Annotated in this window: 17 protein-coding genes; all 17 read right to left on the minus strand. The window is 32.1% G+C overall.

All coding sequences use genetic code 11. The features are described 5' to 3' along the window. Nucleotides 1-2: 2 nt before the first annotated feature. The 17 genes from FLJC2902T_RS14265 to FLJC2902T_RS14345 all read right to left on the minus strand — a co-directional run bounded on the left by FLJC2902T_RS14265 (nucleotide 3) and on the right by FLJC2902T_RS14345 (nucleotide 16,625). The gene (locus FLJC2902T_RS14265) at nucleotides 3-665 is read right to left on the minus strand and encodes an acylneuraminate cytidylyltransferase family protein (protein ID WP_035678979.1); all 663 of its coding nucleotides are present in this window, start codon (nucleotides 663-665) and stop codon (nucleotides 3-5) included. Beyond that, complete coding sequence (locus FLJC2902T_RS14270; RefSeq protein WP_023580512.1) at nucleotides 655-1,566, minus strand: glycosyltransferase family 2 protein; 912 nt, start codon at nucleotides 1,564-1,566, stop codon at nucleotides 655-657. Before FLJC2902T_RS14270 ends, FLJC2902T_RS14265 begins: the two co-directional genes overlap by 11 nt. Continuing rightward, a complete protein-coding gene (locus FLJC2902T_RS14275) occupies nucleotides 1,567-2,583 on the minus strand; it encodes a glycosyltransferase family A protein (RefSeq protein WP_023580513.1) in 1,017 nt (338 codons plus the stop codon). Nucleotides 2,584-2,589: 6 nt separating this feature from the next. Then, nucleotides 2,590-3,279, minus strand: coding sequence for an FkbM family methyltransferase (locus FLJC2902T_RS14280; RefSeq protein ID WP_081712573.1), 690 nt, complete (start codon nucleotides 3,277-3,279; stop codon nucleotides 2,590-2,592). Next, nucleotides 3,263-4,489 (minus strand): hypothetical protein, encoded by a 1,227-nt coding sequence (locus FLJC2902T_RS14285; protein WP_023580515.1) that lies wholly within the window; start codon nucleotides 4,487-4,489, stop codon nucleotides 3,263-3,265. The genes FLJC2902T_RS14280 and FLJC2902T_RS14285 overlap by 17 nt, the downstream gene beginning before the upstream one ends. Then, nucleotides 4,486-5,379, minus strand: coding sequence for a glycosyltransferase (locus FLJC2902T_RS14290; protein ID WP_081712574.1), 894 nt, complete (start codon nucleotides 5,377-5,379; stop codon nucleotides 4,486-4,488). Before FLJC2902T_RS14290 ends, FLJC2902T_RS14285 begins: the two co-directional genes overlap by 4 nt. A 4-nt stretch (nucleotides 5,380-5,383) precedes the next feature. Further along, complete coding sequence (locus tag FLJC2902T_RS14295) at nucleotides 5,384-6,292, minus strand: glycosyltransferase family 2 protein (protein WP_051364426.1); 909 nt, start codon at nucleotides 6,290-6,292, stop codon at nucleotides 5,384-5,386. Beyond that, nucleotides 6,289-7,266 (minus strand): glycosyltransferase family 2 protein, encoded by a 978-nt coding sequence (locus FLJC2902T_RS16095; RefSeq protein ID WP_023580517.1) that lies wholly within the window; start codon nucleotides 7,264-7,266, stop codon nucleotides 6,289-6,291. The genes FLJC2902T_RS14295 and FLJC2902T_RS16095 overlap by 4 nt, the downstream gene beginning before the upstream one ends. Next, nucleotides 7,259-8,422 carry a TDP-N-acetylfucosamine:lipid II N-acetylfucosaminyltransferase gene (locus tag FLJC2902T_RS14305; protein WP_035678982.1) on the minus strand — a complete coding sequence of 388 codons (1,164 nt, stop codon included), beginning with the start codon at nucleotides 8,420-8,422 and terminating at the stop codon, nucleotides 7,259-7,261. Before FLJC2902T_RS14305 ends, FLJC2902T_RS16095 begins: the two co-directional genes overlap by 8 nt. After that, nucleotides 8,415-9,539 carry a dTDP-4-amino-4,6-dideoxygalactose transaminase gene (rffA, locus tag FLJC2902T_RS14310; RefSeq protein ID WP_035678984.1) on the minus strand — a complete coding sequence of 375 codons (1,125 nt, stop codon included), beginning with the start codon at nucleotides 9,537-9,539 and terminating at the stop codon, nucleotides 8,415-8,417. The genes FLJC2902T_RS14305 and rffA overlap by 8 nt, the downstream gene beginning before the upstream one ends. After that, nucleotides 9,539-10,168: an acetyltransferase gene (locus FLJC2902T_RS14315; RefSeq protein ID WP_035678986.1), complete on the minus strand. Its 630-nt coding sequence runs from the start codon at nucleotides 10,166-10,168 to the stop codon at nucleotides 9,539-9,541. Before FLJC2902T_RS14315 ends, rffA begins: the two co-directional genes overlap by 1 nt. Beyond that, nucleotides 10,165-10,803, minus strand: coding sequence for an HAD family hydrolase (locus FLJC2902T_RS14320; RefSeq protein ID WP_023580520.1), 639 nt, complete (start codon nucleotides 10,801-10,803; stop codon nucleotides 10,165-10,167). Before FLJC2902T_RS14320 ends, FLJC2902T_RS14315 begins: the two co-directional genes overlap by 4 nt. Nucleotides 10,804-10,805: 2 nt before the next feature. Further along, on the minus strand, nucleotides 10,806-11,783 hold the full coding sequence (locus FLJC2902T_RS14325; protein WP_035678988.1) for an ATP-grasp domain-containing protein: 978 nt from the start codon (nucleotides 11,781-11,783) through the stop codon (nucleotides 10,806-10,808). Further along, the gene (locus tag FLJC2902T_RS14330; RefSeq protein WP_023580522.1) at nucleotides 11,762-12,604 is read right to left on the minus strand and encodes an NAD-dependent epimerase/dehydratase family protein; all 843 of its coding nucleotides are present in this window, start codon (nucleotides 12,602-12,604) and stop codon (nucleotides 11,762-11,764) included. Before FLJC2902T_RS14330 ends, FLJC2902T_RS14325 begins: the two co-directional genes overlap by 22 nt. Nucleotides 12,605-12,751: 147 nt before the next feature. After that, the gene (locus tag FLJC2902T_RS14335) at nucleotides 12,752-13,447 is read right to left on the minus strand and encodes a class I SAM-dependent methyltransferase (RefSeq protein WP_023580523.1); all 696 of its coding nucleotides are present in this window, start codon (nucleotides 13,445-13,447) and stop codon (nucleotides 12,752-12,754) included. Nucleotides 13,448-13,452: 5 nt separating this feature from the next. After that, nucleotides 13,453-15,336, minus strand: a complete 1,884-nt coding sequence (locus tag FLJC2902T_RS14340; RefSeq protein WP_035678991.1) for a DCC1-like thiol-disulfide oxidoreductase family protein — start codon at nucleotides 15,334-15,336, stop codon at nucleotides 13,453-13,455. Further along, on the minus strand, nucleotides 15,336-16,625 hold the full coding sequence (locus tag FLJC2902T_RS14345; protein ID WP_023580525.1) for an ABC transporter ATP-binding protein: 1,290 nt from the start codon (nucleotides 16,623-16,625) through the stop codon (nucleotides 15,336-15,338). The genes FLJC2902T_RS14340 and FLJC2902T_RS14345 overlap by 1 nt, the downstream gene beginning before the upstream one ends. Nucleotides 16,626-16,693: the final 68 nt, after the last annotated feature.

Here is a 16,693-nt window from a genome sequence, read left to right on the forward strand (position 1 = left end):
TTCTATTTTCTATTCAAAAGATATTCGGCATAATCAAAATCCTCCAGCGTATCAATATCAACATTGCTAAAAGGATGGGTAACTACCATCGGGAAAGCGTTTTCACTGACAATGACATCTTTTAAAATCAGTGACGCTTTACTGATATACAACAATCCGTTTTCAAAATACAGGGGTTCTAAATCCTGAGAACGTTGGCCGATGGTATAATTGAAAGGAATAAATTTGTTGTTTTCAATTCTACCAAACTTCTGATGATTTCGGGTTACTGTAAATAGACTGTCGTGATTTCCGTTTTGGTAAATATCAAACGCCTCACTCAGCAAATTTTCAGGACGCAAAGGGTTAGTCGGTTGAAGTAAAATTACGTTTTCAACGTCCCCGTCAAGCATTTCCAAAACATGTTTTAAAGCAGAGACTGTTGGTACGAAATCTCCCGAAATAGCTTCTGGCCGATCAATCACTTTTGCACCATATTTTTGCGCTATTTCTCTTACGGCTACATCGTCTGTTGAAATATAAACGACATCAATAAAATTATGCTTTTGGGCATAAAGGATACTGTACACAATTAAAGGCAAACCTGCAAGTAACCGTATGTTTTTGCCGGGTAAGCGTTTTGAACCGCCTCGGGCCGGGATGATGGCTATTGTTTTATTTTTCATTCTCTGGTTGCCAATATATTTTTGTCTCTTCTAATTTACTATATTCCTGATATTCATTGACAGTAAATCGATTACTTTCTCCAAATAATCGTGGCAAATGTAGGATTACATCAAAAAGTGCTAAAACCAATCCTTTCGAAGCTCTAAGATCTCCTTTCAAAACTTTAGTTTTGATTTGTACCCAAAGCGTATACACCATTTTTTTAGGAATTGTCTTCAATGGAAAAAACAGCAAGTACAAATACCAACCCGAACGAAAACTCCTGCGTTGACGTTGTGCATAGTCGGCGTCTTTTTTTCTAGCTTTGACTTCTACTCGGTGTTGGACTAGCAATTGTGGCACATAATGTACTTCCCATTCTTTTTTGAACAAATGGTAACTGGCAAATTCTTCTTCACCATAAAAAACAAACCACTCCGGATAATCAGGAATTGTTCTCCATGCTTGTAAATTCCATACATGACCACAACCTACAAATCCTTTAACTCTTTTTGCTACTTCATTTGTGTGCATTGAAAAAGGGGCTTCCTTTCCCCAAAAAATACGACAAGCAATAACGCCACACCGTGGGTGCAATTCAAAATAATCAACTATATTCTCTAGTACGTTTTGTGATAAAAAATGAGCATCATCATCTAAAGAAATAGCATAATTCCCTAAACATTTTTTCAACAAGACATTACGATTATGAATCAATCCTAAAGAAGTTTTATTCTTAAAAATCTTTATATGAGGATAATGCAATGCTATAAAATTCACGGTTCCGTCAGAAGAAGCATCATCATATAACAAACACTCCACATCCTCTCGATTTAATAATGATGCTAAGCGTGCCAACGTAATTTTTAAATCCGTTAGGCGATTTTTAGTGGTGATGAGTATAGAAAACTTAATGCTCATCTAATAGTTTTTAATACTTTTTTTAGGCAATTGCCATTTAGCATAAAGTAAAGGTAATACGCTTTTATTCATGACCAACTTTCTGAAAATTTTATTCCGTAACAATACCCATTTGGGTTGGAATACTGAACTTTCAGTAAAATTGAAACAATAGTCGTCTAGCATTTTAGGCTTCATTTGCCCAACCAAATCATACATCCACTGTTCAGATACGTTGCCCATGTGATATGCATTATTTTCATAAGTGGTTAAACGCCAATAATCTTTCAATAATGGTAAGGTATCCAAATAATTTAAACCTTTACTCCCCATTTTATGTCTATTGTAAGTTTGAATCTCTGTAAAAATGGATTTCTTGTATGTCGCTACAAAATGTCCGGAGCCAATAATCACTTTAAAACCATCCTTATATTCCAATCCCAAAATATTTTTCAAATAATCAGGATTATAATCGCGCTTCCACCCGATACTATCGTAAAAACGGATCAAAGCATTTGGGCTTTTAACCGGTAAAAACTTAAGCCGCGAACTAAAAAAATTAGCCCGTAATATATTTTCCGAATTGGATTTAAACAAACTAAATTGAGGTACAATCCCAACTACTCCAGCTTTCGGAATTTTACGGAATACCTTTATTGATTCGGATTGCCAATTTGGCAGAAATAATACATCAGCATCCGAAATGGTTACTAACTCAATATTATTCCCTACCAAACCTTTATAGATGGCATTTAACTTTCCAATATTTTCAGTGTGTATAGCTTCCTGAATTTTTTTCTCTAAAAACAAACCATCAATAAACATTCGCACTTCATCACAACATCCGTTATTTACAATTGTTATAAATGTTTTATCATGAATTGTTTTGAATAATGATTCCAAACATAATTTAAACACTGAAAATGCTCCCTCAAAATATCCTTCCTGGTTCGGTATGTAAACCGGTATGATTACCTGATGCAAATAATCAGAATGCACAACCGGATTTTCTTTATTTGGATTTGTTCCAACTCGCATTCTAGTTTAAATAAAATTATCGATGAAAAATAAATTTCCTAATTTCTTATGAATTAAAGTCTTGCTCAATAAACTATAATTTTTATTCATCAAATACAAACTTACGTCACTATTAAAATCCTCATTTAAAAAATTATTTGTTTCAATTAAAATTACTTTCGGACGAAAACGTTCCCAATCATTTGATTGCAACACTTCTAAATCAAATCCTTCTACATCCACATCTAAAAAGTCAATTAATTCTCCATCTTTTATATACTGCTCTAATACAGACTGTAAGCTAACGGTCTGTATTTCTTTTTTTGCAACCACCTTATCTTCTAATTGATGATGTTGAATAAAATTAAAATCAAGCGTATTCATTGAGGAAAGAGAATCTTCTAGCATATAATAGGTTAATTTTTCATTTCCTAAACCTACTGCTCTATTCACAAAAATATCTGATTTCCGTTTTTGCGCAAACAATTCTTGCATTTTAGGATTTGGATCAATACAAATACCTTTCCAACCACGTAAATGAAAATAATACGAATTAGATGCTTTAACAGGATCCCAACAACCAATATCTACATACACTCCTTTTCGATTAACTTTTAATAATTGCTTCAACTGCATATCTTCTCCCGACTTGGAAAAGCTAATATTATACCTTTGATAAATTATCCGTCTAATATATTCTTTAATTCTTTCTAACATAAGTTGTATCTTGAAGTATTACATCTAACTTCAGCTTGAAATTATCTTCTGAAAAATAATCGCCAAAAGGATAAAAAGGCTCTTGAGATACTAACCTATCCTCAATTAATACTTGCAATTTTTGTTTGATTTCCGAAACATCATTCATATTGGCAATGCAACGTTCATCAGTTATAATTTTTCTTAACTCGCTTTTTTCGGGAGAAATACACAATACCGGTTTATGATAAGCCGCTAAAAAAGGCGCTTTCCCAACCAATATATTGCAATATAATGGTCCATTTTCTAATATTACCACGATATCACTTTCATGAATTTGCTCATTAGAGGAATTGGAAAAATTAATAGTATCTAAAATTTGTATATTGGAAACAGTTGCAAAACGACTCTTTAACTTGCTAACTCCCTCTCCTTTAACACGTAAAATAATTTCAGTTTGTTCTATGTATTTGGGATTTTCCTTTAATAATTCTTCGTAAGCCACCAATAAATTTTCAATATTTCTGCCAAACATCAAAGCACCATGATAAGAAATAGCAACTTTTTTGCTCTTTTTTAATACTTGACTTTTATCAGATAAATCAAAAACTGAAGCATCAAATTGGTGAGGTAAAGTATAGAATTTCTTTTTAGCTGCGTATAAATGCTGTAAATCATGGGACATGTTTAAAGCCGTACTAGAACACGTTTTAGCTTCAGCAACAACTTCAATAGTGCGCTTCAAACGAAACAAGTCTAAATTAGAAAGAGATTGTTTTGTGCCTACATACCAAGCCAAAGGATAGGGATCGTGAAAAACAATATTAGCTCTACTCAAAATAGGCAAACCATGCAACGCTAAAATAGTCTCATGATTAATTCCAGAACTAGTTACTAAAACATGATCATAATTTGAGTAATTAATTTCGGCAATATAATTAGCATATTGTTTATAAATGTATCGTTCTTTTAAAGAAACATGAAACAATCTCCAATAAAAACGATTTAAAAAAGTGATATAGGTAGGTGTTTTTACATTTACGATATGTTTTTTAATTGAATTAACTGGCAACAAATCTAGTCTATCATCTGTATTCCGATGAATAAGGTAGTGAACATCTATTTGTGAAAACGGATAAGCTTTTCTGATTTTCACCAATAATGATCTTCTACCAATGCCAGCACTTGTACCGCTAATTCTTAAATCCTGCACTATTACTAAAAACTTCATTGGATACTTTTTTTAATTTTACTTGACAAGGAAAAAAATCTTGAATACTTGGCAAAAGTCAAATATAGCCAAAATAGTTTAATCCAACGAAATGGTGTTTTCTTATTGTTAAATTGTGTTTTTTCAAGTTTGTCAAATAAAGAATCTATTAAGAAATTAGGATACTTTTTGCCATATTTAGAAAGCACATAGTAATAAAACTGAAACCAAGCAGTATTCTTTTCAATTGAATCAGATTGACTTGTGATATTTTTTCCACTGCGTCTAAAAAAGACAAGTACTTCATTAATAGTGTAGATATTTCTACTTTCAGAAAATTCAATAACCGCTAAAGTATCAGTAGACCATGCCAAAGGAAAATCTTTAAATTTTATGCTATCAACTTTTTCTTTTTTAAAGATATATTCGCTCAACGAGCTCCGAGTACCTCCTTTAAATTTTCTAATTAAAAAATCGATAGCGGTTTCTAATTGAGGATGTTGGTAAATAACTGAAATTGGAACATCATTTTCATTAATCACTTGCGTAGCAAAACGAATTACTGCACATTTCTCTTTTTCTATGGCTTCTAAATGTTCATAAAAAGAAGCCACAGCATTTGGAGCCAAAGTATCATCATCTCCCAAAATTTGTACCCAGGTTTCGTTTTCTACCAACTCCAAACAACGATCCCATTGTTGCACTAATGATATTCCACCTAAATTAGTCGGGAAACGATGATAGGAGAACGAAAACTGCCCTTGGTATTTGAGTAATAAATCATTTGGAGGTATCGTACTAGCGTCATCTCCAATATAAACGTGAAACTGCTTATTTGTTTGTGAAGCCAAAGAGTGTAAGGTTGCTTCAAAAAAATCGTATTTATAGTAAGGGATAACTAGGGCTAACAAAGTATTATCTTTTTAAAGGAACTAAATTCTTAAAGACTCTTTTGGCAATAGGCAACAATCGTATTCTTTTAAGTACTTTTTTGCACAGCAATCCGAATTGATAAGTGTTGGATTTTTTTAAATCGCTATTTTGCTTTTTCAATTGATGAATGTACTCATAATTATCTTGTAAACGATGCAAAAAGAAGCTTTTGTATTCCTCACTTGGAATGTAATTTTCTAAAGCATCAAAAAACGTTATTCGATTGGAAAACATGTGCCCTTTATTTTTGGTCATGCTGGCTGGATGCTTTCTATACAAAGCTAACATTTTATCTAAATAAAGAAAAGCAATGTTTTTTTGGGCTATTTGTATCCAAAATAACCAATCTTCTTTTGCTTTTAACGTTTCGTTAAAACGAATAGTTTCAAAAAGTACTTTTGGAAAAAAACCACAATGAATCGGTATCGTAAAAGTAATATCCCATTTATGTAAAATAGAAGAAAAATTTAATTTCTCTTGCGTTAATTTACAATAGGGGGGGATTAATTGTCCTCCTTTAAAATCTTCAAAAGAAGCGAAGTTAGAGATTATAATAAACTCATTATCTTTTAGCAACTCTAATGAGTCAGATAATTTTGTATTAACAAGAATATCGTCAGCATCTAAAAATTGAATATAATCGCCTTTGGCTAAATCTAATCCTGAATTTCTAGCACTGCTTAAACCTCCGTTGTCTTTTTCAACATATGTAAATCTGTTGTCTTTTTGACACCATTCCTCAGCAATTTCTTTTGTATTATCTGTTGCACCATCGTTTATGATAATGCACTCCCAATTCGCATGAGTTTGCAATAACACACTAGCCAGACTAATAGGCAAATAATTAGCTTGATTGTAACAAGGAATTATTATTGAAACTAAGGGGTTCATTTAGAAAGTTTTATAATTGTATAAATTGAAACGTTCAATTTTGAATTCAAATAGTTCGTAATCTTAAAATGAACAACTCTAATTACAGACCAAAACATTATCAACAAGTACTCTTTAACATTGATAATTTCTTTTTTTTTTGCTAACGTTAATAATTTCAAATTCTCTTTTATTGGGATACAATAGGAAAAATTCTTTAAATAGTCAACCAAGTAATATTTTAGATAAGTCCTATAATTTTGATAGTTATTATCATTTAATTCTTTTACAATATCCCTAAGAAATAAAGTCAAAGAAGCAATGTATTTAATACTAAACTTCTTCCCTTTTTTTTGCTCTTCCATTCTATAAATGGAATCCGCTGGAAAATTGTTAGCAATAAAATAGCTGTCTTTAAAATGTAACATTCCGCGAATATGAATTTCAGGATCGTTTAACCTAGGATAGTGTTCGTTAAAACCTCCTAATTCAACTAACGAATTTTTCTTCCAAAATGTACACATTATTCCCCAATACAATCTGTAAGACAAGAATTCTCTCAAATAATCATCACATAATGGAATATTTTTAACTCTGACAACATTATCATTACCTTTTGTATTCATTGGAACAACCATAAAGCTCAAATCTGGGTTTTCAAACATAAAACTTGTTCTTTGTGAAATACAATGCGGGAGCAACCAATCATCAGAATCAAGAAATAAAACATACGATCCTTTACAAAGAGATAATCCATAATTTCTTGATGAGCTAGCTCCTTTAATCGCGTTCTTTGGTCGTATATTAAATTGAAATCGAGTATCTTTAGCTACATAATCCATTACCACTTCCTCGGTAGTATCAGTTGAACCATCATCAACTACAATACACTCCCAGTCGGTATAGGTTTGGGCAAGTACACTATCCAAGGTCTCACTAATTAAATGAGCACGGTTATATGTAGGAATAATTATGGAAACCAAGTGATTATGCATTTATTTTTAAAATCTGATTTTTCAACAATTCTGCTAAACATTCCTTATTTAATTTTTTAAACAACAACTTTCTATTGCGTTCAATTTCTTCCAAAGATAAAAATTGCGCACTACTTTTGGCATTTAATTCGGTTTCGTAACAATACACATGAATTCCAATGCGTTTTAAATAATTATAAAAAGGATTCTTATGGCTCAAAAAAACTTTAGCTCCAAACCATAATAAGGCAATCGTATTTCCTACAGCTTGTTGGCGTTTATTGTTTAAAATAGCTACTCCAACCGATTCTAGAATGGCATTGTAGTCTGCTAAAGGCATATAATCCAACAAGGGGTTGAATGTATCTAAAAAATACTTTTCTCCTTGGGATAAAACTTCTTGTATATATTTTGACTCTCCGTAATTTAAAGGCACAATAATATCAATGTTATCTAATGGATAATTTTTAATTGTATTAAAAACATCCAAATGATTACCTGTTTTAAAACCAGAGTTACCAATGATTATACTTTTTTTATCAATAGTTATTTCAGAAGTAACATCTAATATTTGTTCTAATGGATAATACCAAAAATCGAAAAAAATTTTCTTTTGCTTTATTATTTTACAAACTTGTGCAAACTCTTCTTCAAAAGAACTTCCTAAATGATCAATACGTTTGATTACTTCGTGTTTGTATTCTTTTGGAGATAAAGGTAAACTAGGTTTAACCAAACGATAAAAAGGTCGAGCTTGCTCCATGAGTTTTTCTTTTGAAGAAAGTACTCGTTCTGGGAATTTTTTACGGGTTATTACATCCAATAAATAACTGTTTTTAAAATAGTTAGCATCATTGTACACCTCAAAACCAAAACAAAACCAAATCACTTTAACCGATTTAGGAAGTCGTAACACAAAATCATAAAACCGAGGCGACAAACTATGCAATACAATAATTGCCTTTTCTGGTAAAGTTGTGCTGATTTTAATTAATGTTTCAGGAGTTGTTTTATGTACAAAATCTTGAATTTTTACATGTTTAAAGTTTTCCTCCAAAGAAATTGGTAAAACATAAAACGTATTACATCCTTGAAAACAATGTTCAAACTGTTCAATAGCCGAATTGATAAACTTTTCGTCTTCACAAATATGAAATATTTGGCATTCTTTAGGCATAAAAATCTTGAATAGCTTGAATTACTTTTTGTTGCTCGGTTGTCGTTAAATCGTAGTAAAATGGCAATCTTACTAAAGTATCTGAAAAACGATCGGCATTTGACAAGGTTACATTTTTATTATCTTTCAAGTAGAAATCACTTTTGTTCAAACTCAAATAATGAAATACTGCATGAATATTTTTCTCCTTCAAATTAGTAATCAGTGATGTACGGGTTGATAAAGAATCGCATACCAAATAAAACATATGTGCATTGTTAGAGGCATATTCCGGAATTTGAGGCAAATGTAGTTTCCCTTTTTCTTCCAAAGATTTTAATCCATCACAATAAGAATCCCAAAGAACTTTTCTCTTATTTTGAATGGCTACTAAATTTTCCAATTGTGCCCATAAAAAGGCAGCTATAATTTCGGAAGGTAAAAACGATGAACCTGTATCTACCCATCCGTATTTATTAATTTCTCCTCTAAAAAAAGAAGCGCGATTGGTTCCTTTTTCCCAAATAATTTCGGCACGCTCTACATATTTTTTATCATTAATGGCTAGCAAACCTCCTTCTCCGGCAATAACATTTTTAGTTTCATGAAAAGAGAACGCAGCTAAATGCCCAATACTTCCTAATGGTTTTCCTTTGTAGTAAGAATCGATAGCTTGGGCAGCATCTTCAATCACAACCAAATTATACTTTCGAGACAACCGCATAACCTCATCCATGTCAACTGCTACTCCTGCATAATGAACTACAACAATGGCTTTGGTTTTGGGTGTAATTAAAGTTTCTAATTTTGAAACATCAAGATTTGGATTTTGAGCTTCAGAATCGGCAAATACAACTTTGACTCCCTGACGCACAAAAGCCAACGCAGAAGAAACAAAAGTATAAGAAGGCACAATAATTTCATCCTCAGGGCCGCAGCCTATCAACAAAGCACACATTTCCAAAGCGTCGGTACACGAAGTCGTCAACAAAGCTTTCTTAAATCCATACTGATTTTCAAAAAAAGCCTGACATTTTTGAGTAAAAACACCGTTACCTGAAATCTTTCCGGACTGAACGGCTTGTTCTATATAGTAAGTCTCTTTACCCGTTAAAAAAGGTTTATTGAATGGAATCATTAGCGTACAAATTTGGCTGGATTACCTACAAATAATCCACTTTTATTTATTGATTTTATAACTACAGTTGCTCCTCCTAATTGAGTATGTGCAACAATTTTAACATTGTCAATTATGGTTGTGTTGATGCCTAAAACACAACATTCATCAATGTTTACAAATCCTGCAATGGCTACTCTTGGCGATAAAAAACAATGCGAACCAATTTCAGTATCATGTGCAATACTGCAAGCTATATTTAAAACAGTATTGGCTCGTATTACAGTTTTTGCATCAATTATACAACCTGGATAAACAACACACCCCTTTTCAATTACAACTGTGTCATCAACCCAAGAACTGGAATGAATAATTGTCCCGAAGGGTATAGCTGTAGAAAAGGTTTCAAATAGGTCTTTTCTAACTTGTAAATGCTTATAACCAATCCCAATTAGCAATTCATCAAATTGCTTGTCTTCAAATGAGCTGATAACATCCGACGTTTTACCTAAGACCCTGCAACCATTTACTTCAGTTTGTGTGGTAAAATCATCAAAAAAAAACACTTTACCATAATGCTTATCGCTAAGCGCATAATGTGCCATTTGCTGACCTAAGTCACCCGAACCTATTATAGCAAGTGTTTTCATTTAACCAATTTATTTTTTAAATCAAACAACGATCGAATGGTAGTTTTACTTTCAGGATAAAATCCATCTCTATCGATCACAAGAGTAGTAATTCCTAATTCATTAGCAGGTTTAAAATCTAATTTATACGAATCTCCTACATATATAATTTCTTCTGGTAAAAGCTCCAATTTATTCAATGCATACTTATAAAATTCGATAGAAGGCTTAGCAAATCCTACAACTTCCGAAATAAAAATATCTAAAAAAACAGTACCAAAAAACTGATGTAACTTATTTTCTAATGAATTATTGAAGTTAGATAGAATCCCTATAGGTAATGGAAAGTCTTCCAAAACAATCGTATCTTCATATTTCTCCCATGGCAGATAAGAGCATGATGAAAAAAGTGTCTTCAAAATTATAGGATTAGGAATAACACCCAAAGACAATAATAGTTCAGAATTAAAGAAATTATAAAAAATTTCGTCAGTTCTGTCAGGAAAGTGGATAGTTTCTGAAAGTAATTTATGATGGTATTTAATTTTTGAAATAGGAATTACATATCCAAAATCAAATAAAACATCTTCAATTTTCTTAAACAAAACAGGCTTATATAAAAGGGTTCCAGAAACATCCAAAAGCAAATATTTCATAGTTAGTAGATTTTAAAGTTACTGGAATTATTATTTAAACCGTCTTCATTTGAGACTTTCGGATAAATTACATCATACAACAGTCTGACTGCTATTCCTTCAATCGGTGCAACAATATCTGGTTCTTGTTGATATAAATATTCTTGAAGGGTATATTTAATATCTTGAAATCCTAAATTATGACGAATTGAGTTTGTTCCGGAGATACGACAGTTTACTTCAAAGGGAACTATCGTTCCATCTTCTTCAACAATACTTTGCAGATTAATGCTGCCTCGTAATCCTGTGTGGGAAATCATTTGCAGAATAATGACTTCCAAAGCGGAATCATAATCTTTACAAGTTCTGGACTTTGAAGTAGCTCCATTGGCAAGTTCACGTTCCATGGTAAACAAACCGTGTAAAGCTCCATTTCTCTTTACATAAAAAGCAGTCGTAATTTCTTTTCCTTTATGTAACGGTTGAATTAAATAGTCATCAGAAAAAGCATTAGGATTTTTTGGATTTATTTCAATTCCTCTTGATCCTCTTCCCTCCCTTGGTTTTACAATAATTTCACTCTCATCATTTTCATATTCACTGGGCAGCCAAGTTTTAGCAAATGGTATTTTTAAAGCAAAATGGTGCTTAAAAGTCAAGTATTTATCTAAATATATTTTGGCTGTTGCAGCTTCACTTACAGCTATTTCTGCCTTGATTTTATCTCGATGTAAAGACAAATAATACGCCTCATAATCAGTTGTAGGAAGTATCAAGTTTACATTGTGCTTGCCAACTAAGTCAGCAATTACTTTGATAAAATCAGCATCATAAGAATAAGGAACTTGATAAGTAACATCACACAAATGGTTACCCGCTGTAAAGTTTGCAATATCAGTTCCAATAAGGTAAATATTATAATTTAAATCTCTAATATTACGTAACACCCCTTGTCCAACATTGCCTCCGATTCCAGTAACTAAAACTGTTTTCTCCTCCATTCTAAAAATTGTTTTATTCCTGTCTCTAAATCCGTCTTAGGATGCCAATTTACAGCTTTTTGTGAAATAGTGTTGTTATATTGAACTGATTTTGAAAAATCACTCCCTTCAAAAACAATTTCTGAATCTGTGTAAGCGCCAATTAATTCTGCCAATTTAACATTTGCATATTCTTTATTACTTACGCCTAATACTGGAAAATCAACTTCTATAGTATTCTGAATTATTTTATGAATCAAACTTACCGCATCACGAACATGAATATAATTCTGTAATCGTGTACCATCACCCCATACTGAAACTTTACCGTCATGTAACGCTTGTTTACAATAAATTGGGATAATTGTATTTTCTTTCATTCCATTTCCATACAAAGAAGAAAATCGAATAATAGCGTGTAAAGGACTCTTTTGCACCAACTGCTCAGCCTTTAATTTTGATAATGCATAAGTGGATTGTGGATTCTCTTTTGTATTTTCCGTAAGTATTACCTCTGAATCCCCATAAACAGCAACTGTAGAAATATAAATAAATTTAGCCTTAGGAAAATAATTAAGAATCTCTCGGGTTAAAGATACATTTCCAATTTCCAATTCATTTTCAGACAAAACAGTAGTACCTGAAGCTACTGCGGCATGACACATCACAACAACATCAGGTTGTATATTGAGCTGTGAAAGTTCAGAAAAAACGCAAACTGCATTGGATAGTCCTTCTCTTTTATTTATATGATATAACCCAAAAACTTCATGTTTTTCAGCTAAAAAATTAGCCAAATGAAAACCTAAAAAACCATAAACGCCTGTTACAAGTATTTTCATTCTAATTTTAATTAATAAGGTGAAAAACGATTTTTTGACATCTTAATTTTTATCAGTATTAATAATTTCATCTACAACTGCAATAAGATCAAATTATTTTCTTCATTTTATAAAATGGAATTATAGATGGCTGTTTTCTGCTTTAATCTATTTCTTAGCAACAACCCAATAGCCCTGTGTCTCTTTATCTGTTTTAGGCCATCTTCTATCTAAATAAACAGCTAATTTTTGATTGTATTTTACAAATGGCTTCAAAACACTTCTTAATAATTTCTTTTTTAAAGAGTTGCCCGGCAATACTCTTATTAATTGATAATTTAATTTCAAAAACCAATTCACCCAAAAACCAGTTGATGCTTCAACTTCAATATTTGTATAACCTGCCTTTTCAAACATATATTTAAGTCCATATATTGTATAGCGATAAAAATCAAAAGGCTCTTCATGCACATGCCACATAAAAGGTACTTGCAAAACGAAAACACCATCCTTTTTTAATATCCTATAGGACTCATTCAAAAACAACTGAGGCTCGCACAAATGTTCCATAACGGAGAATGACACTAAAGTATCAGCAACTTCATCATCAATTGGAAACACCTTATTTAAATCAACAACTATATCTGCTTTTAAATCATGTAATGTATTGGACCAATCGACCCCAACATAGGAGTTACAAAACTGTTTGAAATATTCTTCATAAGGTTTTGTTCCACAACCTAAATCATATAAAACACCTTGGTAATGATTTGAATATTTGGTTATAAATTCATCAGCAACGTCATAAACTACCCAATTGTAAAATCTTCTATTATTATGATAAAATGAAGGTTTATTTTCCATTTTTTTTAATTATTAATTTCTAACAATTCTCTATTCCAGACATAATAAAAATCACCTTCATTTACTTCAATTTTACCTATTTCTTCCCACTTTTTATTAATTTGATTTTTCAAGAAATTTTTTTTCCAATTTTCAACAGGTTTAATAGATTTCATATAGATTTTATAATGAGAAATTTGTTCTGATTTAGTATTTTGATAATATTTTAAATAGGGCACTATACATTCTTCAAATTGTTTCAATTTAAATCTAGGGCTATTAACCCTAAAAGTATAATTTACCCACAAAGCTCCATTTGCAAAACTATTTTTTACTAATCCTTCCTCATTTAACAGCGGAACAACATTACTTTTTGAGTTTGCGTCTACTGCTTCAATTTTAAAATTATAATTGTATTTTTCAAAATGATAGCCATACATAAACACTGCATGATGTGTAATACCTATGTAATCTTCATAAAACCATTTTGAACTTTCATAGGGAATAGTAACAATTTTATTTAAATGAGTAACTTTAGGCATATTATTTTGAATAAATGGAGAAAACCAAATCATTAAAAGTTGTCCAAAACTTAAAACTAAAATGACAAACTTCCAGAAAGCTCCAGTAAGGCGAATTTGATTCCATCCTTTAAGTAAAAAATCATCACGCTCGTTTGGTGACGGCATATAAACAGGTATAGCACAATTTTCAGAAGTACAACGTTCCGTTAGCCTGTTCCCTGCTATGTAATTATATATTTTTTGTCCAACTGAAGAAATTAAAGGAAGCGAAGCAATCAAACCTAACATGTAGGTGTAACGCATAGCTTTCAACAAAGCTACATAAGCCCAAAAACCTGAGGCAACTTTACCGGAATTTGTTACTCCATGAATATTTATTAACAAAGACTCTTCTTCATAAGTTGTCAAATAAGGGTTATTTTTATAGTTACCTTGAACCGTCAAACAATCAACTGTATTAAAAACATCAAAATGACGAATTATTATTACTACTTTGTTGCATAAAGGACATTCGGCATCATAATAAAAAGTATAAGATGTTTTTTTACACTTAATTTTTGACGCAAGAAATTTCCAATACTTAACAGGAACTAACAATAAATAAACAGCGATAACTGTTAACGCAAACCAAGGAATAGGATAGGCTATTAAAATTCCGACATGAAAAAAAACACCTAATATAAAAAATGGCAATCTAAACTTTTTAAACCAAAACAGGAATATAAAAACGGTTTCAAAAACCAAAACCAAATAGCCTAAAAAAAGCATTAACCATTTTTGATTCAGTAAAATACTGGCATCATTCCATGTAACCATTGGCAAGCTGGAAGGCAACCAAACCCCTAGCCCATCCATCCACATTTTGCTGGAAAATTTGTGAAAAATAGAATCAAAATACACTAACCCAATTGCTACAAATACGGGAACAACATAATTAATCTTTAATACTTTTCTATCAACAATAAAGGGTTTGTATAAAGTGGAGTATTTCAATTTTTGTAATAAACTATCAAGAGACAAAACTCTTGAAACTGGCATAAATATTAATAAAAAATTAATCCCTACATAAGCATAAAACACATGATATTCAAACTTTATAGCCGAACTAAAAATTATTACTCCAAAAATATAATTGAGCAGCGTAATATACCGGGTAAACACTCCTAAAAATAAAAAAGCGACTACAACAAACCAAAAATAAAAGATAAAACTTACATCTAATTCTCCAACATATTTTGATGGTTCTTTGTCATAAATGATACTTCTAAAAGTATATAATTGTTGTAACTCAAAAAACAAAACAACACTATAAAACATTCTAAAAATAGAAAGCCCTATGGCATCAACCTTTGTATTAAATAAAGATTGAAAAACTTTTTTAAACATCAATTCTCAAAATTAGAAGTTAAAATAGCATAATTCCCTGTTCTATTTAATTTCCCTGACTTCCAAAAATCACCTGGCAAAACGTCAATATTCATTGCCTTTTCAAGCCCATCAATAAAATCGTCTACTCGAGTAGAACCCAAACTCAATTGAAAGGCCACATCATACATGCCTCCCCTTAAATTAAATTGAGGTATCACTAAATCTATATAATCTTTGTCTTTAAATTTCGTAAAATCGGTTCCCATTTCATCACTAAAAAAAGAGACAACACGGGTTTCTTCTTGGTCCCGTAAAGCAATACCAACGAATAACTTGGAATAATCAATGACCCCTAAGTTAATATTTAAATTCAATCGCACTTTTAACCAATCACCAGAAATCACTTGATCAACAATTTCTCCTTTTTGATTGATCAAATCTATTCCAATAACTTTTATTGCACCACTACCTATACGATCTGTTCTATCTGCAATAGAAGTATCTTTTACTTGCGAAGCATTAGTCAAATAATAATTTACCGCACTTTCAGCATCGCTTCCAAAAACTACTTTCCCGTTTTCTAACACAATACCTTTAGTACACAAACTCTTAACAGCAGCCATATTATGACTAACAAAAAGAACGGTTCTTCCTTCACCTTTACTCACATCGTTCATTTTTCCAAGACATTTCTTCTGAAACTCCGCATCACCCACCGCTAATACCTCATCTACAATCAGTATTTCCGATTCCAGATGCGCCGCTACAGCAAAGGCCAAACGCACATACATCCCCGAAGAATATCGTTTTACCGGAGTATCAATATAGCGCTCCACCCCGGAAAAGGCAATTATTTCATCAAGTTTTCGCTGGATCTCATGCTTACGCATGCCTAAAATGGCACCGTTGAGAAAAATATTTTGCCTTCCGGTCATCTCGGGATGAAATCCGGTGCCCACTTCCAATAGGGAAGCAATACGCCCCTTGGTATAAATTTTACCCGTAGTGGGCTGCGTAACCTGACTCAATATTTTTAAAAGCGTACTCTTCCCGGCACCATTACGGCCAATAATCCCGACAGAGTCCCCTTGATGAATCTCAAAATTAATATCCCGAAGGGACCACACATAATCGCTTTCTCCTTTCACCGATCGGTCGTTAGCCTCCCCTATCTTCAGAAAAGGATCCTCCTTACCGCGCAGGTTGTACCACCAACGCTTCATATCGTCTTTTACGGTACCGGTTCCCACCAACCCCAAACGATATTGCTTGGAAATATCCTCTGCTTTTATTACTACTTTACTCATTAAAATCTATCTACTCTTATTCTTCTTCTTTTCTTGTCTCTTGTCTCTTGTTTCTAGCCCTCTGATTG

Source organism: Flavobacterium limnosediminis JC2902, assembly GCF_000498535.1.
GTDB lineage: Bacteria > Bacteroidota > Bacteroidia > Flavobacteriales > Flavobacteriaceae > Flavobacterium > Flavobacterium limnosediminis.